The following is a 24,871-nucleotide window of genomic DNA, read 5'->3' on the forward strand; positions in this document are numbered from 1 at the left end:
TCCTGGTCGAATCATGATTTCGCCCGTGCCCAGCCAGTCCGCCGAGGAATTTGCCGTACCCCCGGTCTACCTCGATCACGCCGCGACCACCCCGATGCTGCCGGAGTCGGCCGCCGCCATGACGGCGGTGCTCGCGACCGTGGGCAACGCCTCCTCGCTGCACGGCTCGGGTCGCGCCGCGCGTCGGCGCGTCGAGGAGTCCCGCGAGTCCATCGCCGCAGACCTCGGGGCCCGGCCGTCCGAGGTGCTGTTCACCTCGGGCGGGACCGAGAGCGACAACCTCGCCGTCAAGGGCATCTTCTGGGCCCGCCGGGACGCCGACCCGCGCCGCCGCCGCATCGTCACGAGCACCGTCGAGCACCACGCGGTGCTCGACGCGGTGCAGTGGCTGGTCGAGCACGAGGGCGCCGAGGTGAGCTGGATGCCGGTCGACGAGCAGTGCCGGGTGGACCCGCAGTGGCTGCGTGCCGAGCTTGCCGCACACGGCGACGAGACCGCACTGGTCACCGTGATGTGGGCCAACAATGAGGTCGGATCGGTCCTGCCAATCGTTGAACTGGCTTCCATCGCAAGCGAATTCGGTGTCCCCATGCACAGCGACGCGGTCCAGTTCGCGGCGCAGGCGCCGGTGGACTTCGCGGCGAGCGGGCTGTCCGCACTGAGCATCGCGGCGCACAAGTTCGGTGGACCCCACGGCGCCGGGGCGTTGCTGCTCGGCCGTCAGGTGCCGTGTGTGCCGCTGCTGCACGGCGGCGGCCACGAGCGCGACCTGCGGGCCGGCACCCTGGACACGGCGGGGGCGGTCGCGATGGCGGCCGCGCTGCGAAAGACGGTCTCCGACTTCGGCATCCGCCGGGCCGAACTGACCCGGCTGCGGGACCGGCTGATCGCCGAGGTCCGTCGGGTGATTCCCGACGCGGTGCTCAACGGCGCAGACCCCGGCGAGCGCCTGCCCGGCAACGCGCACTTCACCTTCCCCGGTTGCGAGGGCGACTCGCTGCTGATGCTGCTCGACGCGGCCGGCATCGAGTGCTCGACCGGTTCGGCATGCACCGCCGGGGTGGCCAGCGCCAGCCACGTGCTGGTCGCGATGGGGGTGGACCCCCGGGTGGCCCGCGGATCGTTGCGGTTCTCGCTCGGCCACACGTCGACCGATGCGGACGTGGACGCGCTGGTCGCGGCCCTGCCGCAGGTAGTGCAGCGGGCGCGGGCCGCGGGCCTGGCAAGCGTCGGAGCAAGGGGAGGATCGCGCTGATGCGGGTACTGGCGGCAATGAGTGGCGGAGTGGACTCCGCGGTGGCGGCGGCACGCGCCGTGGACGCCGGACACGAGGTGGTCGGCGTGCACCTGGCGCTGTCCACGGCGCCCGGCACGCTGCGCACCGGGTCCCGGGGCTGCTGCTCCAAGGAGGACGCGGGTGACGCGCGGCGGGCCGCGGACGTCCTCGGGATCCCCTTCTACGTATGGGATTTCGCGGACCGGTTCAAGGAAGACGTGATCGAGGACTTCATCGAGTCCTACGCCGCGGGCGAGACCCCCAACCCGTGCCTGCGGTGCAACGAGAAGATCAAATTCGCGGCCCTGGCGGACCGCGCGATCGCGCTCGGCTTCGACGCCGTTGCGACCGGGCACTACGCCCGGCTTTCCGACGGGGTGCTGCGGCGCGCCGTCGACGCCGACAAGGACCAGTCCTACGTGCTCGGAGTGCTCACCGCGGAGCAGCTGTCCCGGGCGATGTTCCCGATCGGGGACACCCCGAAGCCGCAGATCCGGGCGGAGGCCGCCGAGCGCGGGCTCGCGGTGGCGGACAAGCCGGACAGCCACGACATCTGTTTCATCCCGTCGGGCGACACCCGTGCCTTCCTGGGCGCCAAGATCGGCATCCGGCCCGGCAAGGTGGTCGACGCCGACTCGGGCGAGGAACTCGCCGACCACGACGGCGTGCACGGCTTCACCATCGGGCAGCGCAAGGGCCTCGGCGTCGACGGCCCGGCGATCGACGGCAAGCCCCGGTACGTGACCGCGATCGAACCGGAGACCGGCACCGTGAAGGTCGGGTCCGCGGAACGGCTGCAGGTGTGGACCATCGCCGCCGACCGCGCCATCTGGACGTCCGGGGTCGCGCCGACCGGCCCCCTCGAGTGCACGGTGCAGGTCCGCGCCCACGGCGGCCTGGCGGACGCCGTGGCCGAGGCGGTCGACGGCGGGATCGAGGTCCGCCTGCGTGCGCCGCTCACCGGCGTGGCCCGCGGCCAGGCCGTGGTGCTCTACCGCACCGACCCCGCCGGTGACGAGGTACTCGGCAGCGGCACCATCGCCGGCACCGGGTCCGAACCGGTCATCGGGTGAGCACACCCGCCATCCCCGTCGGCATCGCGACGGGCGTCGGGTCCTGGCCGGGCGAGGATCCCCGCGAGGCCGCGGCCGTGTCGGTGGGCGAGCTGTCGGGGCTGCCGCACCTGGTGGAACTGCCGGCCCGCGGGCTCGGCGCCGACATGATCGGCCGCGCCGCCGCGGTGCTGGTGGACCTGCCGCTGGACACCTCCACCACCGGCTACCGCGTCGCGCAGCGCCCCGGCAAGGTGACCCGACGCGCCCGCGACCTGCTCTCCCGGGACCTCGACGCGATGGAGGAGGCCTGGGAGGTCGCCGGCCTGCGCGGCACCGACCAGCCGGTGAAGGTGCAGGTGGTGGGGCCGCTGACGTTGGCCTCGCAGCTCGAACTGTTCGGCGGGCACCGCGCCCTGACCGACTCGGGCGCGGTCCGCGACCTCGCCGAGTCCCTGTCCGAGGGGCTGGTCGAGCACGTCGCCGAGGTCACCCGCAGGCTCGGCTCGCCGGTGGTGGTCCAAGTCGACGAGCCCGGGCTGCCCGCGGTGCTGGCCGGCACGCTGCCCGGGGTGTCGATCCTGCAGGCGCCGCGCGCGATGCCCGAGCCGGAGGCGCTCGAGGTGCTGCACTCGTTGATCGCCCGGCTCGACCGGCCGGTGCTCGTGCACTGCTGCGCCGCCGGCGCGCCGCTGGCGTTGCTGCGCCGCAGCGGGGCCGCGATGATCGGCCTGGACCTCGGCGAACTGAAGACCGCCGACCTCGACGGTGTCGGGGAGATCCTGGAGGCCGGGCTGTCGCTGGCGCTCGGCCTGGTGCCGACCACGCAGCCGGACCGGCCACCCACGTGGCGTGAGCTGGCCGAGCCCGCGGTGCGGCTGATGGACCGTCTCGGCTTCCCGCGAACGGTGCTGGCCACCCAGGTGCTGGTCACCCCGGGCTGCGGGCTGGCGGGCGCGAGCGAGGACTGGGCCCGGGCCGCGCTGCGCGGCGCCGCCGAGGTGGCGCGGGCGTTCGCGGACGGCGCCGAGTTCGAGTAGCACTCCGCCGGGCACGTCGGGTTCGACCGTCCCGGGGCGGTCGTCGGGGGACAATGACGCGGTGACCACAGCCGTCGTCGTCGGTGCCGGACCCAACGGGCTGGCCGCCGCGGTCCACCTCGCGCGCAGTGGCGTCGAGGTCCGGGTGCTCGAGGCGGCCGATCAGATCGGCGGCGGAACCCGCTCGGGTGAGGCGACGCTGCCGGGCCTGATCCACGACTACGCCTCCGCGTTCCACCCGATGGGCATCGGCTCGCCGTACCTGGCCACCCTCGACCTCGAGCGGCACGGACTGACCTGGCGCTGGGCCGAGATCGACTGCGCGCACCCGCTCGACGACGGCACTGCGGGCGCCCTGCACCGGTCGCTCGTGGCCACCGCCGCCGGGCTGGGGGAGGACGGTCCGCGCTGGCAGCGGATGTTCGGTGACCTGTCCGGCGGGTTCGACGCCCTGGCCGCCGACCTGATGCGGCCGGTGCTGGGCGTCCCCGGACATCCGCTCCGGTTGGCCGCCTTCGGTCCACGGGCCCTGCTGCCCGCGACGGTGACCGCGCGGTGGTGGCGCACCGAGAGGGCGCGGGCGCTGTTCGGCGGGGTGGCCGCTCACGCGTTCGGTCGGCTCGACCGCCCGGCGACCTCCGCGGTGGGGCTGATGATCACCGCGGCCGGCCACCGCCACGGGTGGCCGGTGGCGGAGGGCGGGTCGCGATCGATCACCGACGCGTTGGCGGCGATGCTGGTCGAGCACGGCGGCGCGATCGACACCGGCGTCGCGATCCACCGGGCCGGGGACCTTCCGCCCGCAGACGTGGTGCTCCTCGACCTCGCGCCCCGGGCCGCGCTGGACATCCTCGGCGACCGGGTTCCGCCCCGAATTGCCCGCGCCTACCGGCGTTTCCGGCATGCGCCCGGCGCGTTCAAGGTGGACTACGCGATCGAGGGCCCGGTGCCGTGGACCAATGCGGACTGCGGCCGCGCCGGAACAGTCCACCTCGGCGGGTCGTTCGCCGAGGTCGCCGCCGCCGAGCGCGCGGTGGCCGCGGGCGCGATGCCCGGGCGTCCGTTCGTGTTGGTGGGCCAGCAGTACCTCGCCGATCCCACCCGCTCGCGGGGAAACCTGCACCCGCTGTACGCGTACGCCCATGTGCCGCACGGGTACCCGGGGGACGCCACCGAGGCGGTCACCGCCCAGATCGAACGCTTCGCGCCGGGTTTCCGGGACCGGATCGTCGCGGTGGTCGGCACCGGACCCGCGGGCCTGGCCGCGGCCAATCCGAACCAGGTCGGTGGCGACATCATCGGCGGCGCGAACAGCGGGTTGCAGGTGGCGCTGCGACCGCGGATTGCGCTGGACCCGTACCGCATCGGCGTGCCCGGCATGTTCCTGTGTTCGGCCTCGACGCCGCCGGGTGCGGGTGCGCACGGCATGTGCGGCTACAACGCCGCCGAGTCGGCACTGCGTTACCTGCGCAAGCAGGGGCTCGCGTCGGGCTGAGTCGTCGCACCGGTCGTGTCGGTGCGCTGGGATAACCTTCTCGGGTGGATGAGAACGAGGCCGGAACGTCGACGACCCCGGCGGCGACCGCCGACGAACGCGAAGACTGGCAGCGACTCGCGGAGGAGGTGCGCGAGCACCAGTTCCGCTACTACGTGCGCGACTCGCCCGTCATCACCGACGGTGAGTTCGACGCCCTGCTCGGCCGGCTGCAGGCGCTCGAGGAGCGGCACCCGGACCTGCGCACACCGGACTCGCCGACGCAGCTGGTCGGCGGCGGCTTCTCGACCGACTTCACCTCGGTCGACCACCTCGAGCGGATGCTCAGCCTGGACAACGTCTTCGACGAGGACGAACTGCGTGCCTGGATCGCCAAGGTGGAAGTCGAGACCGGCCCCGACCTGCACTACCTGTGCGAGGTCAAGATCGACGGCGTCGCGCTGAACCTGGTGTACGAGAACGGCAGGCTGGTGCGCGGCGCCACCCGCGGCGACGGCCGCACCGGCGAGGACGTGACGCTCAACGCCCGCACCATCGAGGAGATCCCGCACACTCTCACCCCGAGCGCGGAGTACCCGATCCCCGCCCTGCTCGAGGTCCGCGGCGAGGTGTTCTTCCGGCTCGAGGACTTCGAGGCGCTGAACGCGTCGCTGGTGGCCGAGGGCAAGGCGCCGTTCGCGAACCCGCGCAACTCCTCCGCCGGCTCGCTGCGGCAGAAGAACCCCGCGGTCACCGCCAAGCGACGGCTCGGCATGATCTGCCACGGGCTCGGCCGCGTCGAGGGCTGGGAGCCGGCCAGCCAGCACGACGCCTACATCGCGCTGGCGGCCTGGGGGCTGCCCGTCTCCACGCACACCGCGAGGGTGCACGGCGCGGACGCGGTGGTCGAGAAGGTCCGGTACTGGGACGAGCACCGGCACGACGTGGAACACGAGATCGACGGCCTGGTGGTCAAGGTCGACGAGATGTCGCTGCACCGCCGGCTCGGCTCCACCTCCCGGGCGCCGCGGTGGGCCATCGCCTACAAGTACCCGCCGGAGGAGGCCACCACCCGGCTGCTCGACATCCGGGTCAGTGTCGGCCGCACCGGCCGGGTCACCCCGTTTGCGTACATGGAGCCGGTGACGGTGGCCGGGTCCACGGTCTCGCTCGCCACCCTGCACAACGGCTCGGAGGTCAAGCGCAAGGGCGTGCTGATCGGCGACATGGTCGTCATCCGCAAGGCCGGCGAGGTGATCCCCGAGGTCCTCGGCCCGGTCGTGGACATGCGCACCGGCGACGAGCGCGAGTTCGAGATGCCCACGCACTGCCCCGAGTGCGGGACCGCGCTCGCCCCGGCGAAGGAGGGCGACGCCGACATCCGCTGCCCCAACCAGCGGTCCTGCCCGGCGCAGCTGCGCGAACGCGTCTTCCACGTCTCCGGCCGCGGCGCGTTCGACATCGAGGTGCTCGGCTACGAGGCCGCGACGGAACTGCTCAAGGCCGGTGTGATCGCCGACGAGGGCGACCTGTTCTCGCTGACCGCCGACGAGCTGATGAAGACGTCCCTGTTCACCACCAAGGCGGGCACGTTGTCGGCGAACGGCAAACGCCTGCTCGACAACCTGGACTCCGCGAAGGAGCAGCCGCTGTGGCGGGTGCTGGTGGCACTGTCGATCCGGCACGTGGGCCCCACCGCCGCCCGGGCGCTGGCCTCGGAGTTCGCCAGCCTGGAGCGGATCGAGAACGCGTCCGTGGAGGAACTGGCGGCCGTGGACGGGGTCGGCGGCACCATCGCCGCGGCCGTCGTCGAGTGGTTCGCGGTGGACTGGCACCGGGAGATCGTCGAGAAGTGGCGGGCGGCCGGGGTGTCCATGGAGGATGCCCGGGACGAGTCCATCGAGCGGAACCTCGAGGGCCTGTCCATCGTGGTGACCGGTTCGCTGGTCGGGTTCACCCGCGACGGCGCCAAGGAGGCGATCCTCGTCCGCGGCGGCAAGGCCGCCGGATCGGTGTCGAAGAAGACCGCGTTCGTGGTGGTCGGGGAGGCCCCCGGCTCGAAGGCCGACAAGGCCGAGCAGTTGGGCGTGCCGATCCTGGACGAGGACGGCTTCCGGGCGCTGCTCGCGGGCGGTCCGGAGGCGGTGACGTCGGCCGCCGGGTCCGACGCCGACGACTGACGGACGCGACGCCGCATTCGGCCCAGGCCGCTACTCGCGCCGCGGGGGCTGATGTTCTGGATCGTCGGCGTGGGGTTCCCGGTGTAGCGCCTCCGGCAGGAACGCCGCCCCGGGACCGTAGCTCGCCGCCGCGTCCCCGGGGTTCGAGAGCGCGCACGTCTTCAGGGACAGGCAGCCGCAGCCGATGCAGGACTCGAGCCCGTCGCGCAGCGCCACCAGCGCGTCGATCTGCTCGTTGAGCCGGCCGCGCCAACTCTGCGACAGCCGAGCCCAGTCGTCGAGGTTGGGTGTGCGTCCGCCCGGCAGCTGGTCGAGCGCCTGCGCCACCTCGTCCAGGTGCAGCCCGATGCTGCGGGCCGCCCGGATGAACGCGATCCGTCGCAGCACGCTGCGCTGGTATCGCCGCTGGTTGCCGGCGGTGCGGGTGGCGACGATCAAGCCCTCCCGCTCGTAGTAGCGCAGCGCGGACGGTGCCAGGCCGCTGCGGCGGGCCACCTCGCCCATGGTCAGCAGGTCCGTCGTGCGCATCGGTGACCTCGCGTTCTCGACAGCCGGACGTTCTCGACAGCCGGTGAGTTGAAGTGGACTCGAACTTCAGCATGGCCCCGGTGTCGCCGCCGCGCAAGGTGTTCGCGCGGACCGTGTCCGCCGGCGAAACGCCAGGTGGCAGGGGTTCGCGGCCGATAGTGTTGAACGTCACCTTCGGGCGGTCCGGTCGCGTCAGGTCACAGCATTGCGTGGCCCCGACGGCGGTGCGCCGGGTCGCCGCGGGGGTCCGTCGCGCCGGTGCGTGGTTCTTCCTGTGCGACACGCATTCCGGTCCGTCCGGCCGGGTTCGGAAGTGGCAGCGACGAGTGAACGGCGGGGTGATCCCGTCGCCCCGCCCGGGCGCTGCCGTCGTCGGCCGGTGTGCCGAGTGGGTGCGCTGCCAGGACGTGGGACCGCGCGTTCGCCTGGTGAACGGTCTTTGGCTGCAAGTCATTTCGAAAACCGCGTTGTGGGCTCCGTCCGGACCCTGGAAGCGGTGGGCGAGTCGGTCGTGGCGCCGGGGCGGCATCTTTGGTCGCTCGGCGTGCTCGGGAAAGTGTGTGTGCCGTCCGTGCGGATCGGGCGCCGCGGATTCGTCGGATCATATTGTCGTGCAATGGAAATGCTGCTGTCAGTGGGATGACGGGAGGTGCGTCCGCGAGATGTGCGGCGAACGGACGGGCGGCCGGGTGTGGAGGCGCGGGGTGCGTCCGGCGGGTCGAGATTCCATATGTCGGAACAGTTTTGATTGCTGCGACGATGCGTCGGGCAGGAGGGGTCGCGTCGTCGTTCGGCCCGAACGGCCGCTCGCCGGGCAGCGTGCCGGGCCGCCCGCGGGCGGCGGGAACGGGTGTCGGTTGGCGTCCGCCGGCCGGCCCGCCGATCCCGCACGAGTCGGCCCGGCCACCGCGGTGAGCAGGTACTTCGCCCGCCTGATCCGGTGCGGAAAGGGCCCGGAACTGGTTTGGGGACAGCGCTTTGTTGCTGCGATAGTGTGCCAATGATCGAGATTCGACCCGCAGGACCCGCAGACTTCGAGGCCGTCGCGGCCCTCACCATGGACGTGTACGTGAACGGTGGATTCGTTCACGAGGAAAGCGCATACGTCGAGAAACTGCAGGACACCGAGGGCCGGGCCGAACAGGCCGAGGTGGTCGTCGCCGTCGCGAACGGCGAGATCGTCGGTTCCGTGACGGTAGCCGAGCCCGAGTCCCCGTTCGCGGACGTCGCGGGCCCGGGCGAACTCGAGTTCCGGATGCTCGCCGTCGCCCCGACCGCCCGCGGCAAGGGCGCCGGCTCGGCGCTGGTCCAGTACGCCCTCGACGCCGCGTACGACCGCGGCAAGCAGGCCGTGGTCATCTCCACCGAGCCGGGCATGATCGATGCCCGCCGGATCTACGACCGCAACCACTTCGTCCCCGCCCCGGACCGGAACTGGGAGCCGGTGCCGGGCGTGCCGCTGACTGTGCTGGTGCGCGAGGTCGCGTAGCGCGCCTGAGCCGGGCCTACCCGAGCACCGTCGCGACGATGCCGGCCAGGTAGCCGAGTCGTGCGATCTCCGAAGGGCGGAACTCCGGCCCGCCCGCGCGGCCGAGCAGCAGCGCGCGGCCGGAGTGGCCGAGCGGTGCCGCGGCGAGCTTGGTGTCGATGTCCTTCCAGACCGTCGGCACCCAGTCGGCCTCGGGGTCGAGGACAACCGGCTTCTGCAGTGGCATCCACGGCATCTCGCCGGCCTGGGTCTCCGGTGCGCCCATGCTGCCGACCACCTGGAACGTCCCGTGCGGGCCCGTCCCGACCACGCTCGCCCAACTGACCCGCAGCACCCGGGCCGCGCCGTCCACCAGGACCTGCAGCCGGTCGTCGCGGGCCGTCGCGACCTGGTCGATCAGTTCGAGCTCGCGGTGCGTGTCGAGCATCCCCGAGTACGGCCGGATCGAGTCCACCCGCACGCCGACGAGCTTCTCGGACGCGGTGATCAGGGTGTCGGGCAGCGCTCCCTGCGGCACGTCGACGACGAGGTCGTCCACGGCAAACCCGGTGCCGCGGTCCACGACATCGAGCGAGAGGATGTCGGCGCCGACCGAGCCCAACGCCACGGCCAACGCGCCCAGGCTGCCGGGTCGATCGGGCAACTGGACGCGCAGTAGATAGGACACGGTGTTCCTTTGTCTGAGGCAACGCCAGGGTCGTCGGTGCCCCCGCGCGGTCTTCATCCTTCACCATCGAGCGGCGGGTCAGTGGGGCAACGTCCCGGTGGGATCCGGCCGGGTACGGCGAAGGCCCAGCTTGCCGCCGATCGGTCATCCGCGCGACACCAACATGTTCCGTCTGCGAAACACACCGACCTGCTCGCGCGTCCCGACACGGCGCTGCCCGCGGCGCGGTCGGGCACACGCTCTACGCTTAGGGGCGATTGCTGTCTCCGACCTGAAAGGGGCCCACGCGGTGCCTGCCATCTCCCGTGACGAGGTCGCCCACCTCGCCCGGCTGTCCCGGCTCGCGCTGTCCGACGCCGAACTCGACGAGTTCGCCGGCCAGCTCGACTCGATCCTCAGCCACGTCAAGACCGTCGCGGAGGTCGCCGCGGACGATGTGCCCCCCACCGCGAACCCGAGCGCGATCACCAACGTGACCCGCCCCGACGTCATCGTGCCCGGCCTGACCCCCGAGCAGGCGCTCTCCGGTGCGCCGGCCGTCGAGCAGGACCGTTTCGCCGTGCCGCAGATCCTGGGAGAAGAGCAGTGACCGCCGACCTCACCGCGCTGGACGCCTCCGTCCTCGCGTCGAAGATCCATGCCCGCGAGGTGTCCTCCGTCGAGGTCACGCAGGCGCACCTGGACCGGATCGCCGCCGTCGACGGCGAGCTCAACGCGTTCCTGCACGTCGCCGGCGAGCAGGCGCTCACCGCGGCCAAGGCGGTCGACGACTCGCTGGCGGCGGGGAACGCGCCCGCGTCCGCGCTGGCCGGTGTGCCGTTGGCGCTCAAGGACGTGTTCACCACCACCGACATGCCCACCACCTGCGGGTCGAAGATCCTCGAGGGCTGGGTCGCGCCGTACGACGCGACGCTGACCACCCGGCTGCGTGAGGCCGGCATCCCGGTGCTCGGCAAGACCAACATGGACGAGTTCGCGATGGGCTCGTCCACCGAGAACTCCGCCTACGGGCCGACCCTGAACCCGTGGGACACCACCCGGATCCCCGGCGGCTCGGGCGGTGGCTCCGCGGCCGCGCTGGCGTCGAACCAGGCCCCGCTCGCGATCGGCACCGACACCGGCGGTTCGATCCGTCAGCCCGCGGCCGTCACGGCCACCGTCGGCACCAAGCCCACCTACGGCACGGTGTCCCGGTACGGGCTGGTGGCGTGCGCGTCCTCCCTGGACCAGGGCGGCCCCTGCGGCCGTACCGTCCTCGACACGGCGCTGCTGCACGAGGTGATCGCCGGGTACGACCCCCGCGACTCCACCTCGGTCAACGCCCCGGTCCGGCCGGTCGTCGAGGCGGCCCGCCAGGGCGCGAACGGTGACCTGAAGGGCGTGCGCGTCGGCATCGTCAAGGAACTGCACTCCGAGAGCTACCAGCCGGGCGTCATCGCCTCCTTCGACACCGCGGTCGCGCAGCTGAAGGAACTCGGCGCCGAGGTGGTGGAGGTGTCCTGCCCGAGCTTCCTGCACGCGCTCGCCGCCTACTACCTGATCCTGCCCAGCGAGGTGTCCTCGAACCTGGCCCGCTTCGACGCGATGCGTTACGGCATGCGGGTCGACGACGGCAACATGAGCGCCGACCAGGTGATGGCCGCGACCCGTGCCGCCGGATTCGGCAAGGAGGTCAAGCGCCGCATCATGATCGGCACCTATGCGCTGTCCTCCGGGTACTACGACGCCTACTACGGCCAGGCCCTCAAGGTGCGCACGCTGATCGCCCGCGACTTCGACCGGGCCTACGAGCAGGTCGACGTGCTGGTCTCGCCGACCAGCCCGTTCACCCCGTGGAAGATCGGCGAGAAGGTCGACGACCCGCTGGCGATGTACCTCTCCGACCTGTGCACGCTGCCGACCAACCTGGCCGGGCACTGCGCGATGTCGGTGCCGTCCGGCCTGTCGGCCGACGACGGGCTGCCGGTGGGCCTGCAGATCATGGCGCCCGCCCTGGCCGACGAGCGGCTCTACCGCGTGGGTGCGGCCTACGAGGCGGCCCGCGGGCCGATCGCCCGGCCCTGACGCTCGGCACACAAGCAGGTTCGACCCCGGCGCATCGGTGACGCCCGGGGTCGAACTTCTGTGAACCTATGTCGCTTGTGGTCGGGCAAGTCCCCTGGTGCGGTGGTTTTGCGGGCTTGACTGTCCCGCACGGGCTCCCCGATCATTCCTTGAATGGCAACCACCGATTCGGTGCTCGAAACCGCACCACCGGAAAACTATCTGGCCGGCAACGAGTTCATTGATGTCGACGACCAATCCGTCCGAACACTTGCTCTGACGCTGCGACAAGGGGCAGACAGCGACGCGTCCTTCGCCAAGGCTGCCTTCGAGTGGGTGCGAGACGAGGTAGGGCACTCGTACGATGTCCAGGATTCACGGGTTACCTTGGCTGCGAGCGAGGTTCTCGCGCAGCGCGTCGGACTCTGTTATGCCAAGTCGCATCTGCTGGCGGCGTTGTTGCGATCCGAAGGCGTTCCGGCTGGGCTGTGTTACCAGCGTCTCGTGCACGGAGATGGACATGTTCTGCACGGGTTGGTGGCGATCTACCTCGACGGCGCCTGGCGGCGGCAGGATCCGCGCGGAAACAAGGATGGCGTTGACGCACAGTTCTCACTCGATTCGGAACAACTTGCTTGGCGCGTTGTCCCCTCTCTCGGGGAAGTCGACTATCCGAGGATCTTCGACTCGCCGGCACCATGTGTCGTCGAAGCGCTCCGCGGCGCGGCAGACGTGCTGTCGCTCTATGACGCCGGCTTGCCAACGAGTCTCTAGCGACACTGGTCCACGACAGTTGACAGTCTTGCTCCGGATCCGGATCGGCCTCCACCGACTTGCCGCGGGCGGATCTTGACCGCCTCGCCCAGGTCGCGAGCTACGAATCCCCGTCGTAGGCGAACCCGACCAGCGAAGGGTCGACAGTCACCCCGACTGTCGACCCTTCGCTGGTCTCGCTCTTGCACCGCCGCCCGGCCATCAATCCGATTGCGCCGCAGTTCTGCCTCCGTCGCGGTAGCGCCCGTCATCGGATTCGTCTCATCGGAATGCAAACCGCAGGCACTCGCGATCTCACGATGTCCGATTGTGTCTGATGTTCGGCGATGGCGGCATGAGAGGTGGTCGGTTCAGACGGTCTCGATTTCCCGCTGCGCGGCCGGTGCGGGCTCGGTGACGACGCGCTTCGGCTGCGTGCGCACGTGCGTGGTGTAGATCGCCAGCCCGACGAAGACCACGCCGCCGACCAGGTTGCCGAGGACCGTCGGGATCTCGTTCCACACCAGGTAGTCGCCGAGGGAGAAGTCGGCGCCGAGCAGGAGGCCGGCCGGGAACAGGAACATGTTGACCACGGAATGCTCGAAGCCCATGTAGAAGAACAGCATGACGGGCATCCACATCACGAGCACCTTGCCCGGCACGCTCTTCGACATCATCGCGGCAACGACGCCGGTCGAGACCATCCAGTTGCACAGGACGCCGCGCAGGAACAGGGTCATCATGCCCGCGGCGCCGTGCTCGGCATAGCCGACGGTGCGCGCCTCCCCGATGTGCATGATCTTCTCGGCGACATCGTTCGGCGGGATGGAGTACCCGTAGGTCAGGATGAACGTGATCAGGACGGCCACGGTGAACGCACCGGCGAAGTTGCCGACGAAGACCAGAGCCCAGTTGCGCGCAATCGCCGCGACGGTGACGCCGGGACGCTTGTCGAGGTAGGCGATCGGTGTCAGCGTGAAGACGCCGGTGAGCAGGTCGAACCCGAGAAGGTAGAGCAGGCAGAAGCCGACGGGGAAGAGGACCGCCCCGAGTAGGGCGCTGCCCGTCTGGACGGTGACAGTGACGGCGAAGGCGGCGGCGAGCGTGAGCAGTGCGCCGCCCATGAAGCCTCGGATGAGGGTGTCACGGGTGGACATGAGGACCTTGCTCTGGCCGGCATCGACCATCGAGCGTGCCAGTTCGGCGGGCGGAACGTAGGACACGGCAAAACCTCCAGGTGCGGGAATGGTCACCAGTCTGGCGACCCGGTGTGTCCTGGGTATTGCTTTCACCGTCAGGTCGCGTTGCGCTCTGCTCAACGGTGCGACGTGGGCGGCGTGAGGGTCCCTCCGGTCGCGGGAGCCGCGCAGTCGGGCAAGGCGGTGCCCTGGTCGGTGCCGTACCGGTGCCCGTGGCCGGGGGAGGTGTCCAGAGCGGTGAGCAGGTCGACGGTGGTGGCCACGAAGCTGGCCACCGGCAGCCACGGCGGCACCGGGGCGTCGGCCCGCACCGGCGGCAGGTCGGGCGGGCGCACCAGCAGACCCGGCGACCACGACACCACCGGGTCCGACGCGTTGGCCAGCACCACCGCGCCGTCGGTGTTCACGGCCCCGGCGGGCGGCCCGGCGTAGAGGGCGCCGCAGGACCGGGCCCGCAGGTCGTCCCCGCCGCGGAAGATCGCGCTCGCGCCCACCGCGCCGAGGCTCTGGCCGTACGCGTAGAGCTTCGGGCGCTCGCCCGCGGGCAGCTGCCCGATGCGCGCGGACACCGCGTCGAAGAGCGCCCGCGCCGACTGTTCGGCGTCGCGCCTGCCGAACAGGAACGTCACCCAGCTCGGGGTCGTCGAGTACTGCACACCCACCGTCGCGACGTCGCCGCCGAATCGCCGCTCGAAGCCGGTGACGGCGCCGCCGTCGATCCATCCGGACCCGGTCGGCACGGCGACCACCACGGCGGCGCGCTGCAGGCCGCCGGCGCGTTCGAGTTCCCGCACCGCCAGCGCGACCCTGGCATCGAGGCCGGGTGCCGCGTCGAGGCCGACGTACGTGCGTACCGCGCCGGGGGCGGTCGGGCCGGCCACGAACTTGCGGCCGTTGGCGCCGAGCGTCCGCCACTCGCTGAGCGAGTCGGCGCTGCCCGACAGCGTGGACGAAACCGGTTGCGGCAGTGCGGCGTCCACGGCCGAATTGGCGGCCGCGTACGACCGTTCCAGGGCGCCCGCGGCCGCCGGGCCCAGCCAGAGCGCGGTCGCGGTGGCGAGGGTGAGCACCATTGCGGTGACGCGCACCCGACCCAGCCGTCGGCACCCCGCGGCCACGGCGGTGACCACCAGGGCCGCGGCCAGGGTCAGCGCACCCGCCCCGGAGAACACCTCGAGCCAGTACCCCGGACCGATCGCCGGCCGGTCCAGCGCCGCGCGCAGCGTGCCCTGCCAGCGGTCCGCGCCGACCAGCGCAACGGCCACCGCCGCCGCGCCGATCAACGCCGCGGGCAGCCGGCCGCGGCCGTCGGCACCGGCGCCCCGCTGCCACGGTCGGCGGCGCCACGCCGCCGCGAGCGCCCACCCCAGCGCGGCCAGCACCCCGGTCGCCACCGCCTGCACGGTCGCCGACCGCGGCAGCAGCGACGGCGCCAGCGACAGCACCACCGCGGCACTGACCCACAGGCTCGTCGCGACGGACGGCAGCGCCGTCGACCGGGCCAGGTCCCAGCCCCGGGAGCGGCGGTCGAGCACGGCGCTCATGCCGTCACCGCCGTCGCCGCGCCGAGGTGCCGGGTTGCGTCCGTCCGGAGGCGCCGGGGTGCGAGGCCGCGGCGGCGCAGCCGGCCCGCCGCCACCGCGCCGCCGAGCACCACGAGCCCGCCGCCCGCGGCCAGCAGGTAGCCGGTGACCGGCTCCGGGCGCGGCGCCACGTAGCCCTGCCGCCACGAGTTCGACGTCACCGCCGTGGTGGCGACGTTCGCCATCACGAAGCACGACGCCCGACCCGTCTCGTCGGTCCGCGTCGAGCAGGCGTCGTGCATCCGCCGGTCCAGCTGCGCGTCAAGGCTTCTGCGTGCCCACGGGCCGAGCGGCGCGCCCGCGCCGTCCGCGTAGCGCAGCAGGTCGTAGCCCAGGTCGTGCGCCTGGCAGGAGGCGTCGAACTCGGCGGGCAGCGGGACCGGCGAGGAGCAGTCCCCGTTCGGGTTCACCAGCATCCCGTCGACCGTCGTGGGCCGGTAGCCGGCCGCGGCCGCGAAGCCGTCCGGGATCGAGGCCACGGCCGCGTCGGGTGCCTGCGTCGTCAACGCGAGCACGGCCCGGGCGGCCGCCGCGTCCTCGCGGGTGGAGTCCGCGTGGGCGGTGACGGGGACGCCGGAGATCAGGGTCGAGACGGCCGCCGCCGCCAGCACTGTCCAGGTGGCTTTTCGCATGCCGAGAACGCTAGAAATTGGCCGTACGCTGGCACATCACCCTGTGGCGCGGTTCCGGGACTCCCGCCCGGGGACGATCGGCGGCCCGGTCTCGTACCGTGGAGCCACGCCGATCTCACTCCGTGGGGTGAGGACTTCCGGGGCCGGGTTTCCTAGGGTTCTGGGCGTGGGAGAGAACAGGGACAAGAAGGCCGGCGACGCCAAGGCGTTGCGACGGTTGGCGGGCAGGGCGCGGCCGCGGCTGCGCCGGCTCGACGCGGGCCAGCGGTGGGACGCACTCGTCGTGTTCGTCGGCCTCGTGCTGTTCGCGATCGCCTGGCCGACGCTGCAGGTGACGCATCACGTACCGGCGGGCGTGCAGCCGGTGATCGGTGGCCTGGCCGCGCTGCCGTTCCTGCTGATCCGGGCGAATCCCGCTCTGGGATGGGCGATCTCGGCTGGTGCCGCGCTGGTGATCCCGATCGTGTTCGAGCCGTTCCCGGACTACGGCTTCCCGTGGCAGGTGGTGCACGTGATGGTGCTGACGGCCCTCCTGGTGGCGGTGAGCATGCGGTCGCCGCTGCAGGTGGTGGCCGTCGCGTGGGTGTCCACGGTGCTGTTGTTCCTGGCGCACGCCCCCGGCCAGGACGGCCGGGGCTGGGCGGTCGGCCTCACCGGGTTGGTGATCTTCGGGCTGCTGGTCCGCTGGCTGGTGCTCTCGCGGCGCGAGCTGGCGCGGCAGGAGGAGGTCAACGAGGTCGAGCGGGCCCGCCGGGCCGTCCTGGAGGAGAAGGCCCGGATCGCCCGGGACCTGCACGACGTGGTCGCGCACCACATGTCGCTGGTGGTGGTGCAGGCGCAGAGCGCGCCGTACCGGATCGAGGGGGTCTCCCCGGAGGCCCGCGCGGAGTTCGAGTCGATCGGCGCCACCGCGCGCGACGCGCTGAACGAGATCCGCGGCATGCTCGGGGTGCTGCGCAGCGACGGCCAACTCGCCGAGCACGCGCCGGTGCCGGGAGTCGACCGCATCGGCGAACTGGTCGAGGGCAGCAGGCGGGCGGGCATGGTCGTCACCGTCGACGACGGTGGCCTGCCCGATCCGATGCCGGACTCCGTCTCACTCGCCCTCTACCGGATCCTGCAGGAGTCGCTGTCGAACGCGGCCCGGCACGCGCCGGGTGCTGCGGTCCGCGTCACCCTCGGCCACGACGGTGACCTGGCCGTGCTCGACGTGCTCAACGACCGGGCTGCGTCCGGACCGGCGGCCGCCGGGGGCGCGAATTCGAGTGGTGCAAAGGCACATTCGTCCGGGGGTCACGGCATCGCCGGGATGCGCGAGCGGGCCTCGTCCGTCGGCGGCATCCTCGGCGCCGGCACCGATGCCGGCGGGGGTTTCGCGGTCCGGGCGAGAATCCCGACCGCCCTTGGGATGCAGGTGTCGGGCGGACCCGTCCAGCCGACATAGGCTGGCCGGGTGGCGATCACGGTGTTCATTGCGGACGACCAGGCGATGGTGCGGCAGGGTTTCGGTGCCCTGCTCGCCGCGCAACCCGACCTCACCGTCGTCGGTGACGCACCCGACGGGAAGGTCGCCGTCGACGAGGTGCTGCGGCTGCGGCCCGACGTGGTGCTGATGGACGTGCGAATGCCGGTGATGAACGGGCTCGAGGCCGCGGAACGGATCCTGTCGGCGCGGCTCGACCCGCCGGTCCGGGTGCTGATGCTCACCACCTTCGACATCGACGACTACGTCTACCAGGCGCTGCGGGTGGGGGCGAGTGGCTTCATGCTCAAGGACGCGCCCGCCGAGGAGTTGGTGCGGGCGGTCCGGGTGGTGGCCGCGGGCGAGGCGCTGCTCGCGCCGACCGTCACGCGGCGGCTGATCGCCGACGTCACCAGCCGCCGCGCCGCGCCGCGGCCCGAGCCGGCCAAGCTGGCCGCGCTGACCCCACGCGAGCGCGAGGTGCTCGAGCTGATCGCGCGGGGGCTGTCCAACGGGGAGATCGCCGAGTCGCTGTTCGTGGCCGAGCAGACCGTCAAGACCCACGTCGGCAAGGTGCTCGGCAAGCTGCACCTGCGAGACCGGGCCCAGGCGGTGGTGCTGGCGTACGAGAGCGGACTGGTCACGCCCGGCTGACGGCGCGTCCCGGGATGCCCGAGCGCCGCGTCGCGGGCAGTATGGCGGTGGAGAGACATCCACGCACACCCGGGGAACGGGGACCTCCATGACGACGATCGGCATTCTGACCAGCGGCGGCGACTGCCCGGGACTCAACGCGGTGATCCGCGGGGCCGTCCTCAAGGGCGCCACCGTGCACGGGCAGGAGTTCGTCGGGTTCCTCGACGGCTGGCGCGGGCTGGTCGAGGGGGAGGCGATCCCGCTCGACCGTCCTCGTGTCCGCGGTCTCTCGCACGAGGGCGGCACCATCCTCGGGACCAGCCGGTTCGGACCGTTCCAGGGGCCGGACGGGGGAGCGGAGAACATCGCCCGGACGCTCGACCGGCTCGGTGTCGACGCCGTCATCGCGATCGGCGGCGAGGGCACCGCCGCGGCGTCCCAGCGCCTGCACGAGGGCGGGATCAGGATCGTCGGGGTGCCGAAGACCATCGACAACGACCTCGACCAGACCGACTACACCTTCGGCTTCGACACCGCCGTCGAGATCGCCACCGAGGCGATCGACCGGTTGCGCACCACGGGGAACTCCCACAAGCGCTGCATGGTCCTCGAGGTGATGGGGCGCAATGCCGGGTGGATCGCACTGCACTCGGGGACGGCCGGCGGCGCGCACGCCATCCTGATCCCGGAGCATCCCGAGTCCATCGAGCAGATCTGCGAGTGGGTGACCAGCGTCCGGGACCGCGGCCGGTCCCCGATGGTGGTGGTCGCGGAGGGCTTCACCCTGCCCGGCATGGCGCAGGCGCATTCGACCAAGGGTCTCGACGGGTTCGACCGGCCGCGGCTCGGGGGGATCGCCGAGGTGCTGGCCCCGATGATCCAGGAGCGTACGGGCATCGAGACGCGGGCGACGGTGCTCGGGCACATCCAGCGGGGCGGCGTCCCCACCGCCTTCGACCGGGTCCTCGCGACCCGGCTCGGGATGGCCGTGACCGACCTGGTCGCCGACGGACAGTGGGGCCACATGGTGGCGTTGCACGGGACGGAGATCGTCCGGGTCGGGTTCGACGAGGCGCTCGTCGACCACAAGTCGGTGCCCGAACACCGCTATCAGGAGATGCGCATAATCTTCGGCTGACGCGGCCACCGGTAGCCGACCTCCTGCTGTCGGGACGCGCCGCATAAACTTGTGGCCATGACTGCAGCCGGCCAGGTGGCGACCACGACAGACCTTCTCGACTACGACGAGGTGCTCGCGCGTTTCGAGCCTGTCATGGGCATGGAGGTGCACGTCGAACTGCACACCGCGACCAAGATGTTCTGCGGTTGCCCGACCACGTTCGGTGCCGAGCCCAACACCCAGGTGTGCCCGGTGTGCCTGGGCCTGCCCGGCTCGATGCCGGTGGTCAACGCGTCCGCGGTGGAGTCCGCGATCCGGATCGGGCTGGCGCTGAACTGCTCGATCACCCCGTGGGGCCGGTTCGCCCGGAAGAACTACTTCTACCCGGATCAGCCGAAGAACTACCAGATCTCGCAGTACGACGAGCCGATCGCCACCGACGGCTACCTCGACGTGGTGCTCGACGACGGCACCACCTGGCGCGTCGAGATCGAGCGCGCGCACATGGAGGAGGACACCGGCAAGTCGCTGCACGTGGGCGGCGCCACCGGCCGGATCCACGGCGCCAGCCACTCGCTGCTCGACTACAACCGCGCCGGCGTCCCGCTGGTGGAGATCGTCACCAAGACCATCTCCGGTGCCGGCGAACGCGCGCCCGAGGTGGCCCGCGCCTACGTCACCGCGCTGCGCGACCTGCTCAAGGCGCTCGACGTCTCCGACGTCCGGATGGACCAGGGCTCGATGCGCTGCGACGCCAACATCTCGCTGATGCCGATCGGCGCCAAGGAGCTCGGCACCCGCACCGAGACCAAGAACGTCAACTCGCTCAAGAGCGTCGAGGTGGCCGTCCGCTACGAGATGCGCCGTCAGGGCGCCGTCCTCAGCGCCGGCGGCGAGGTCATCCAGGAGACCCGGCACTTCCAGGAGGCCGACGGCACCACCTCCGCCGGCCGTCGCAAGGAGACCGCCGAGGACTACCGCTACTTCCCGGAGCCGGACCTCGAGCCCGTCGCCCCGAGCGCCGAGTGGGTCGAGGAGCTGCGCGGCACGCTGCCCGAGCTGCCGTGGATCCGCCGCGCCCGCATCCAGGCCGACTGGGGTCTCTCGGACGAGGAGATGCGCGACCTGGTGAACTCCGGCGCGCTCGACCTGGTCATCGCGACCACCGAGGCCGGCGCGCCCGCCGACGCGGCGCGGTCCTGGTGGGTGGCCTACCTCTCGCAGCAGGCGAACACCCGTGGCGTCGAGCTGGCCGAGCTGCCGATCACCCCGGTGCAGCTGGCGCGGGTCATCGCGCTCGTCGCCGACGGCACCCTCGCGAACAAGCAGGCCCGGCAGGCCGTCGACGGTGTGCTCGCCGGCGAGGGCGAGCCGGACGAGGTCGTCGCCAAGCGGGAACTCGCCGTCATGCGCGACGACTCGGCGCTGCAGGCCGCGGTCGACGCCGCGCTCGCCGCCAACCCGGACATCGCCGAGAAGATCCGTTCCGGCAAGGTCGCCGCGGCGGGCAAGATCGTCGGCGACGTCATGAAGGCCACCCGCGGCCAGGCCGACCCGGCTCAGGTCAAGGACATGGTCATCGCGGCCTGCTCCTAGGTCTTGCTCGAAGGGGATCTGACCGAAGGCCCGCGCCGACACGGCGCGGGCCTTCGCGCGTAACGGGCGATCCGCACAGCAGAATCAGCAGATGCCGTCGGTCAGTGCCTCACTTTTCTGGATAGCCCTCTGTGCGGTGGTCGCGCCGCTACTGGCGGGGCTGGTCCCGCGCAAGCTGGTGCCGGAGGTCGTGCTGCTGCTGATCGCGGGCGTCATCGTCGGTCCGCACGTCCTCGACCTCGCCGTCGTGGGCAGCGAGATCGACCTGCTCCGTGAGCTCGGCCTCGGCATGCTGTTCCTGCTCGCCGGCTACGAGATCAACACCAGCGAGCTGACGGGCCGTGCCGGGCGCCGGGCGCTGATCACCTGGCTGTCCTGCCTGGTGCTGGCCTTCGTGGTGGTCGGGTTGCTCGGCCTGAGCGGCGCGATCGACGCGGAGATCGCGGTGGCCATCGCGCTGACCTCCACGGCGCTCGGCACGCTGCTGCCGATCCTCAAGGACAGCGGCATGCTCGGCACCCGCCTGGGCCGCACCGTTCTCAACCACGGTGCCTTCGGCGAGCTCGGCCCGGTGATCGCGATGGCGATCCTGCTGAGCTCACGGGGTGCGGGCGCGTCGCTGGTCGTGCTGGCGGCGTTCGCGGCGGCGGCGGTGGGAGTCGCGTTCATCCCGGCGGGCCTGCGCCGCGAGGGCTCGAAGCTGGCCTCGATCATCCGGCTCGGCTCCGAGACCACGGCGCAGACGACCGTGCGGTTGACGATGCTGCTGCTGGTCACGCTGATCGCGGTCGCGACCATCTTCGACCTCGACATCATCCTCGGCGCCTTCGCGGCGGGCTTCATCCTGCGCCGGGCGAGGCCCGCGGGGGACGAGAAGCTGGAGGCGAAGCTGGACGGGCTGGCCTTCGGGCTGCTCATCCCGATCTTCTTCGTCACCTCGGGCATGGCGATCGGCGTCAAGGCCGTCGCGGCCGCGCCGGGCATCCTGCTCGCGTTCCTGGTGCTGATCCTGCTGGTGCGCGGGCTGCCGGTGTTCTTCGCCGAACGATTCGACCGGGGCCCGGACCTCGAGGATCCGCCGCCGACCGCGCGCGAGCGGGGTCAGGTGGCGCTGTACGCCGCGACCGGGCTGCCGCTGATCGTCGCGGTGACGGAGGTCGCGGTGAACGCCGGTCAGATGACCGCGTCCAACGCCTCGATCCTGGTCGCGGCGGGCGCGATCACCGTGCTGGTGCTGCCGTTGACCGCGTCGCTGCTCGGCTCGAAACCTGAGCCCAAGCCGGTCGAGCGGGTTCCCTAGCTGCCCCGGCCGTCTGCCCGGCGGTCCTCGTCGTCGAGTTGCCGACGGGTTTGTTGCGGCTAGCCGGCGCTGCCCGGTTCGTCGGCGAGCAGGGCCCGGCGGCTCGCCGCGATCGGGCTCTGGGCGGTCAGGCCACCGTCGAGCACGAGCGTCTGTCCACTCATGTACCGGGACTCGTCGGAGGCCAGGTAGACCATGGCCCACCCGATGTCCTCGGGATCGCCGATCAGGTCGAGCGCATTGTGGTGCCGGATGTCGGCGATGACGTCCTCGGGCAGATTGTCGCGCAGTGCAGGGGTCATGATCGCGCCCGGCGCGATCGCATTGCAGCGAATGCCGTCGCGGCCGTACTGGGTGGCGATGTACTGGGTCAACCGGATGACCGCGGCCTTCGATGCGCCGTAGGCGCACTGCAGTGTGTCGCCGGCCAGACCTGCGACGGAGACGGTGTTGATGATCGACCCACCGCCCGCCGAGATCATGTGCGGAAGCGCCAGCCGGGAGGCGACGACCGTGCTGCGCGCGTTGAGCACCATTGTCCGATCCCACTCGTCGAGGTCCAGGCGCAGCAGATCGAGGTCCTCGCGCGGGTTGCTCCCGCCCACGTGGTTGCAGAGCACGTCGACGCCGCCGAACTCCGCGACGGCGCGGTCGATCATGGCCGCGACCGAACTCTCGTCCATCACGTCCACGGCGATGCCGACGGCCTGCCCGTCCTCGCCGCCGAGTTCGGCCGCGGCGGCCGCCGCGGCATCCTCGTGGAGATCGGCGATGAGGACGCGCGCGCCCTCCGCAACCATCAGGGCCGCCGCCGCGCGGCCGATGCCGCTTGCCGCTCCGGTGATCACGATCCTCTTGTCGGTGAGACGCTTCATCACGGTCCTTTCGTCAGGCCCATTTGTCACGGTACTACCGCAGGGCAATGCATCTCGGGTTCCGGCAGCAGCCATGGAAGGGCCCGCTGAACGGGACGCCTCCGCCGGAGATGCATCAGTTTCATTGAGCTGCAGCATTATTGAGCCGCGACTAGTTCGTCCTCACGCGGAGCCGTCGCATCGGACGCGGGACGGCTTGCGCTCCGGACCTGCAGTATTGCGAGCAGTGCCGCGGACGCCGCGATCCAGCCGCCCAGGATCGTCAGGCCGCCGCCCAGCCCCGCGCCGCCGAAGTAGATCACCGACCGCATCGACTGCATCGCGCCGGAGCCGATCCAGAAGCCATGCAGCGCATGCCAGAACCCCGGCAGGAAGGATGCCGGCATCGCGCCGCCCGCGCTGGGGAAGTTCACGAAGATCGCGAACGTCATGATCAGGAAGATGGCGGCCTGCCCGGCGAGCTTGTTCAGGAGGATCGCCACCAGTCCAACGGCGAAGGTGTAGGCGATGCCGATCAGCAGCAACACCGTCAGTCCGGCGGTCGTGGCGCCGTATCCGCCGACGAATGCCGTCGAGACCGCGAAGGCCACGACCGTCAAGAGCACCGACATGACCGCGACGATCCCCAGCTGTCGACGCAGCGGCATCCTGGCCGCCAGCTGCGAGAACACCATGACGCTGAGATAGCCGCCAATGGTGCAGACGACCAGGAAGTAGAACAGGCCCATTCCGGTCGTGTCGCCGGTGCCGAGCGGCGCGACGTCCTCGACCACCAGCGTGCTGCCGCTCGCGTCGGCCAGCGGCTGGGCCACCTGCTCCACCGTCTGGGACACGCTGACTCCGCCGCCGGAGGCGATGTGTGCGGTGACGGTCGGGCCGACCTCGATCACACCGGCGACGTGCTGTCCACCGAGGTCCTCGAGCGCCGCCGAGAGGTCAGTCGTGGCGGAGATCTCGAATGCCCCGGGGAATGCTGGGCGATCTGGTCCGCAACCCTCGAGGTCTGCTGTGTCGGCCCGACGAGGGCGAGCTTCACGTCCTGCGGCGTGGGCGCATGGAAAGCGCTGATGTAGCAGAGCGCGAACATGACCACGAAGAACAGCGGGAAGAGCATCGCCTTGGCGATGGCGACCAGTGGGACGTTCGGCGGCGCTGCCGACGGCCCCGTTTCGTCGAGGTGTTTGCTTGCGTGTTGTCCGGCCATGTCGCCACCCTTCTGCGATCACAGGCGTCATCGCTGTCGAGAGGTGAGTCAACAGTGTTGACAAGCTAGCGTCAACAGCGTTGACAGTGACAGTCAACACTGTTGACTCATTTGCGCCAGTGGCGTTCGCTGAGTCCAGGGAGAGTTCGAGTCGACGAAACGGGAGCGGACAATGGCTACAGACGGGTCCCAGCGACATCGGGACGCGGTGCAGGAGGTGGCCGCCGAGTTGTTCTCCGTGCATGGATTCGCCGCCACCGGCGTCCGTGAGATCGCGGGTCGTGCCGGCGTCGACCCGGCCCTGGTCATCCGCTACTTCGGATCCAAGGAGAAGCTGTTCCTCCGCACCATGACGATGTCGAGCGCATTCTCCGAGGTGATGGACGGCCCGCTGGACGGGCTGGGGGAGTCGTTGGTTCGGCTGATCGTCGGGAACGCCGACGCTCGGCCCACCGCGCTGTCGACCGGGGTGTTCGCCGCACTGTTGCGCGCATCCGACCGGCCCACCGTGCAGGAGCACCTGCGTGATGCCGTGGACGAGATGATCGTTGCACCGCTGGCGCCGCGACTGTCCGGCCCGGATGCCGAGATCCGATCTCGACTGGTGTCGGCTCTTGTCACGGGACTACTTACGGCGCTGTTCGTGGTCGAAGATCCCGGACTCGCGGCCGCCCCGCACGCGCTGATCGTCCGGCGGTACGGGGCAGCGGTGCAGACCCTGCTCGACGGCTAGCCGTCGCCTCCTGCCGGAATGAGAATGGG

23 protein-coding genes are annotated in these 24,871 nt (G+C 71.3%); 15 read left to right on the forward strand and 8 right to left on the reverse strand.

The window, feature by feature from the left end; all coding sequences use genetic code 11:
* Positions 1 to 13: 13 nt before the first annotated feature.
* The 5 genes from RT2_RS12450 to ligA all read left to right on the forward strand — a co-directional run bounded on the left by RT2_RS12450 (position 14) and on the right by ligA (position 7,022).
* Positions 14 to 1,255, forward strand: coding sequence for a cysteine desulfurase family protein (locus RT2_RS12450; RefSeq protein WP_072845108.1), 1,242 nt, complete (start codon positions 14 to 16; stop codon positions 1,253 to 1,255).
* On the forward strand, positions 1,255 to 2,349 hold the full coding sequence (gene mnmA, locus RT2_RS12455; RefSeq protein WP_072845109.1) for a tRNA 2-thiouridine(34) synthase MnmA: 1,095 nt from the start codon (positions 1,255 to 1,257) through the stop codon (positions 2,347 to 2,349). Before RT2_RS12450 ends, mnmA begins: the two co-directional genes overlap by 1 nt.
* Positions 2,346 to 3,368: a methionine synthase gene (locus RT2_RS12460; RefSeq protein ID WP_072845110.1), complete on the forward strand. Its 1,023-nt coding sequence runs from the start codon at positions 2,346 to 2,348 to the stop codon at positions 3,366 to 3,368. Before mnmA ends, RT2_RS12460 begins: the two co-directional genes overlap by 4 nt.
* 61 nt (positions 3,369 to 3,429) lie before the next feature.
* Complete coding sequence (locus tag RT2_RS12465) at positions 3,430 to 4,863, forward strand: phytoene desaturase family protein (protein WP_072845111.1); 1,434 nt, start codon at positions 3,430 to 3,432, stop codon at positions 4,861 to 4,863.
* Positions 4,864 to 4,907: 44 nt separating this feature from the next.
* Positions 4,908 to 7,022 carry an NAD-dependent DNA ligase LigA gene (gene ligA, locus RT2_RS12470; RefSeq protein WP_072845112.1) on the forward strand — a complete coding sequence of 705 codons (2,115 nt, stop codon included), beginning with the start codon at positions 4,908 to 4,910 and terminating at the stop codon, positions 7,020 to 7,022.
* Between the two features lie 30 nt (positions 7,023 to 7,052).
* Here the strand turns inward: ligA and soxR are convergent, their stop codons facing one another.
* Positions 7,053 to 7,550, reverse strand: a complete 498-nt coding sequence (gene soxR / locus RT2_RS12475) for a redox-sensitive transcriptional activator SoxR (RefSeq protein WP_072845113.1) — start codon at positions 7,548 to 7,550, stop codon at positions 7,053 to 7,055.
* A 1,000-nt stretch (positions 7,551 to 8,550) separates the two neighbouring features.
* On the opposite strand from soxR, the gene RT2_RS12480 reads away from it, so the two are divergent.
* Positions 8,551 to 9,039: a GNAT family N-acetyltransferase gene (locus tag RT2_RS12480; RefSeq protein ID WP_072845114.1), complete on the forward strand. Its 489-nt coding sequence runs from the start codon at positions 8,551 to 8,553 to the stop codon at positions 9,037 to 9,039.
* A gap of 16 nt (positions 9,040 to 9,055) precedes the next feature.
* Here the strand turns inward: RT2_RS12480 and RT2_RS12485 are convergent, their stop codons facing one another.
* Entirely contained in the window at positions 9,056 to 9,706 is a 651-nt protein-coding gene (locus RT2_RS12485; RefSeq protein ID WP_072845115.1) for an ACT domain-containing protein, read from the reverse strand.
* 289 nt (positions 9,707 to 9,995) lie between these two features.
* Here RT2_RS12485 and gatC point away from each other — a divergent pair, with 289 nt between their 5' ends.
* The 3 genes from gatC to RT2_RS12500 all read left to right on the forward strand — a co-directional run bounded on the left by gatC (position 9,996) and on the right by RT2_RS12500 (position 12,523).
* Entirely contained in the window at positions 9,996 to 10,295 is a 300-nt protein-coding gene (gene gatC / locus RT2_RS12490; protein WP_072845116.1) for an Asp-tRNA(Asn)/Glu-tRNA(Gln) amidotransferase subunit GatC, read from the forward strand.
* Positions 10,292 to 11,770 carry an Asp-tRNA(Asn)/Glu-tRNA(Gln) amidotransferase subunit GatA gene (gene gatA / locus RT2_RS12495; protein ID WP_072845117.1) on the forward strand — a complete coding sequence of 493 codons (1,479 nt, stop codon included), beginning with the start codon at positions 10,292 to 10,294 and terminating at the stop codon, positions 11,768 to 11,770. Before gatC ends, gatA begins: the two co-directional genes overlap by 4 nt.
* Positions 11,771 to 11,923: 153 nt before the next feature.
* On the forward strand, positions 11,924 to 12,523 hold the full coding sequence (locus tag RT2_RS12500; RefSeq protein ID WP_072845118.1) for a transglutaminase-like domain-containing protein: 600 nt from the start codon (positions 11,924 to 11,926) through the stop codon (positions 12,521 to 12,523).
* Positions 12,524 to 12,873: 350 nt separating this feature from the next.
* Here the strand turns inward: RT2_RS12500 and RT2_RS12505 are convergent, their stop codons facing one another.
* The 3 genes from RT2_RS12505 to RT2_RS12515 form a co-directional block, all read right to left on the reverse strand.
* Positions 12,874 to 13,725 carry a formate/nitrite transporter family protein gene (locus RT2_RS12505; RefSeq protein WP_072845119.1) on the reverse strand — a complete coding sequence of 284 codons (852 nt, stop codon included), beginning with the start codon at positions 13,723 to 13,725 and terminating at the stop codon, positions 12,874 to 12,876.
* Between the two features lie 92 nt (positions 13,726 to 13,817).
* A complete protein-coding gene (locus RT2_RS12510; protein WP_072845120.1) occupies positions 13,818 to 15,245 on the reverse strand; it encodes an alpha/beta-hydrolase family protein in 1,428 nt (475 codons plus the stop codon).
* The gene (locus RT2_RS12515; protein ID WP_072845121.1) at positions 15,242 to 15,916 is read right to left on the reverse strand and encodes a hypothetical protein; all 675 of its coding nucleotides are present in this window, start codon (positions 15,914 to 15,916) and stop codon (positions 15,242 to 15,244) included. Before RT2_RS12515 ends, RT2_RS12510 begins: the two co-directional genes overlap by 4 nt.
* A gap of 208 nt (positions 15,917 to 16,124) precedes the next feature.
* On the opposite strand from RT2_RS12515, the gene RT2_RS12520 reads away from it, so the two are divergent.
* The 5 genes from RT2_RS12520 (at position 16,125) to RT2_RS12540 (ending at position 22,030) form a co-directional block, all read left to right on the forward strand.
* On the forward strand, positions 16,125 to 17,360 hold the full coding sequence (locus RT2_RS12520) for a sensor histidine kinase (protein ID WP_371851164.1): 1,236 nt from the start codon (positions 16,125 to 16,127) through the stop codon (positions 17,358 to 17,360).
* Between the two features lie 9 nt (positions 17,361 to 17,369).
* Positions 17,370 to 18,032, forward strand: a complete 663-nt coding sequence (locus tag RT2_RS12525; protein ID WP_072845122.1) for a response regulator — start codon at positions 17,370 to 17,372, stop codon at positions 18,030 to 18,032.
* Positions 18,033 to 18,120: 88 nt separating this feature from the next.
* Positions 18,121 to 19,152 (forward strand): 6-phosphofructokinase, encoded by a 1,032-nt coding sequence (locus tag RT2_RS12530; RefSeq protein WP_072845123.1) that lies wholly within the window; start codon positions 18,121 to 18,123, stop codon positions 19,150 to 19,152.
* 57 nt (positions 19,153 to 19,209) lie between these two features.
* A complete protein-coding gene (gene gatB / locus RT2_RS12535; RefSeq protein WP_072845181.1) occupies positions 19,210 to 20,730 on the forward strand; it encodes an Asp-tRNA(Asn)/Glu-tRNA(Gln) amidotransferase subunit GatB in 1,521 nt (506 codons plus the stop codon).
* Positions 20,731 to 20,821: 91 nt separating this feature from the next.
* Positions 20,822 to 22,030 carry a cation:proton antiporter gene (locus tag RT2_RS12540; RefSeq protein WP_072845124.1) on the forward strand — a complete coding sequence of 403 codons (1,209 nt, stop codon included), beginning with the start codon at positions 20,822 to 20,824 and terminating at the stop codon, positions 22,028 to 22,030.
* 59 nt (positions 22,031 to 22,089) lie between these two features.
* Here RT2_RS12540 and RT2_RS12545 read toward each other — a convergent pair whose 3' ends face one another.
* The 3 genes from RT2_RS12545 to RT2_RS12555 form a co-directional block, all read right to left on the reverse strand.
* Positions 22,090 to 22,905: an SDR family NAD(P)-dependent oxidoreductase gene (locus RT2_RS12545; RefSeq protein WP_072845125.1), complete on the reverse strand. Its 816-nt coding sequence runs from the start codon at positions 22,903 to 22,905 to the stop codon at positions 22,090 to 22,092.
* 137 nt (positions 22,906 to 23,042) lie between these two features.
* The gene (locus RT2_RS12550; protein WP_139191206.1) at positions 23,043 to 23,738 is read right to left on the reverse strand and encodes a hypothetical protein; all 696 of its coding nucleotides are present in this window, start codon (positions 23,736 to 23,738) and stop codon (positions 23,043 to 23,045) included.
* 53 nt (positions 23,739 to 23,791) lie between these two features.
* Positions 23,792 to 24,109: a hypothetical protein gene (locus RT2_RS12555; protein WP_139191205.1), complete on the reverse strand. Its 318-nt coding sequence runs from the start codon at positions 24,107 to 24,109 to the stop codon at positions 23,792 to 23,794.
* 172 nt (positions 24,110 to 24,281) lie between these two features.
* Between RT2_RS12555 and RT2_RS12560 the strand changes: the two genes are divergently transcribed.
* Positions 24,282 to 24,842 carry a TetR/AcrR family transcriptional regulator gene (locus tag RT2_RS12560; protein ID WP_072845128.1) on the forward strand — a complete coding sequence of 187 codons (561 nt, stop codon included), beginning with the start codon at positions 24,282 to 24,284 and terminating at the stop codon, positions 24,840 to 24,842.
* Positions 24,843 to 24,871 lie beyond the last annotated feature (29 nt).

Source organism: Rhodococcus tukisamuensis NBRC 100609, assembly GCF_001894985.1.
Taxonomy (GTDB): domain Bacteria; phylum Actinomycetota; class Actinomycetes; order Mycobacteriales; family Mycobacteriaceae; genus Rhodococcus_G; species Rhodococcus_G tukisamuensis.

What these genes read in the sequence shown, in the direction of transcription:
- RT2_RS12450 (WP_072845108.1), top strand. Translation starts at nt 14, where the DNA reads ATGATTTCGCCCGTGCCCAGCCAGTCCGCCGAGGAATTTGCCGTACCC.
- mnmA (WP_072845109.1), top strand. Translation starts at nt 1,255, where the DNA reads ATGCGGGTACTGGCGGCAATGAGTGGCGGAGTGGACTCCGCGGTGGCG.
- soxR (WP_072845113.1), bottom strand. Translation starts at nt 7,550, where the DNA reads ATGCGCACGACGGACCTGCTGACCATGGGCGAGGTGGCCCGCCGCAGC.
- RT2_RS12480 (WP_072845114.1), top strand. Translation starts at nt 8,551, where the DNA reads ATGATCGAGATTCGACCCGCAGGACCCGCAGACTTCGAGGCCGTCGCG.
- RT2_RS12500 (WP_072845118.1), top strand. Translation starts at nt 11,924, where the DNA reads ATGGCAACCACCGATTCGGTGCTCGAAACCGCACCACCGGAAAACTAT.
- RT2_RS12510 (WP_072845120.1), bottom strand. Translation starts at nt 15,245, where the DNA reads ATGAGCGCCGTGCTCGACCGCCGCTCCCGGGGCTGGGACCTGGCCCGG.
- RT2_RS12515 (WP_072845121.1), bottom strand. Translation starts at nt 15,916, where the DNA reads ATGCGAAAAGCCACCTGGACAGTGCTGGCGGCGGCGGCCGTCTCGACC.
- RT2_RS12530 (WP_072845123.1), top strand. Translation starts at nt 18,121, where the DNA reads ATGACGACGATCGGCATTCTGACCAGCGGCGGCGACTGCCCGGGACTC.
- gatB (WP_072845181.1), top strand. Translation starts at nt 19,210, where the DNA reads ATGACTGCAGCCGGCCAGGTGGCGACCACGACAGACCTTCTCGACTAC.
- RT2_RS12540 (WP_072845124.1), top strand. Translation starts at nt 20,822, where the DNA reads ATGCCGTCGGTCAGTGCCTCACTTTTCTGGATAGCCCTCTGTGCGGTG.
- RT2_RS12545 (WP_072845125.1), bottom strand. Translation starts at nt 22,905, where the DNA reads ATGAAGCGTCTCACCGACAAGAGGATCGTGATCACCGGAGCGGCAAGC.
- RT2_RS12555 (WP_139191205.1), bottom strand. Translation starts at nt 24,109, where the DNA reads ATGGCCGGACAACACGCAAGCAAACACCTCGACGAAACGGGGCCGTCG.
- RT2_RS12560 (WP_072845128.1), top strand. Translation starts at nt 24,282, where the DNA reads ATGGCTACAGACGGGTCCCAGCGACATCGGGACGCGGTGCAGGAGGTG.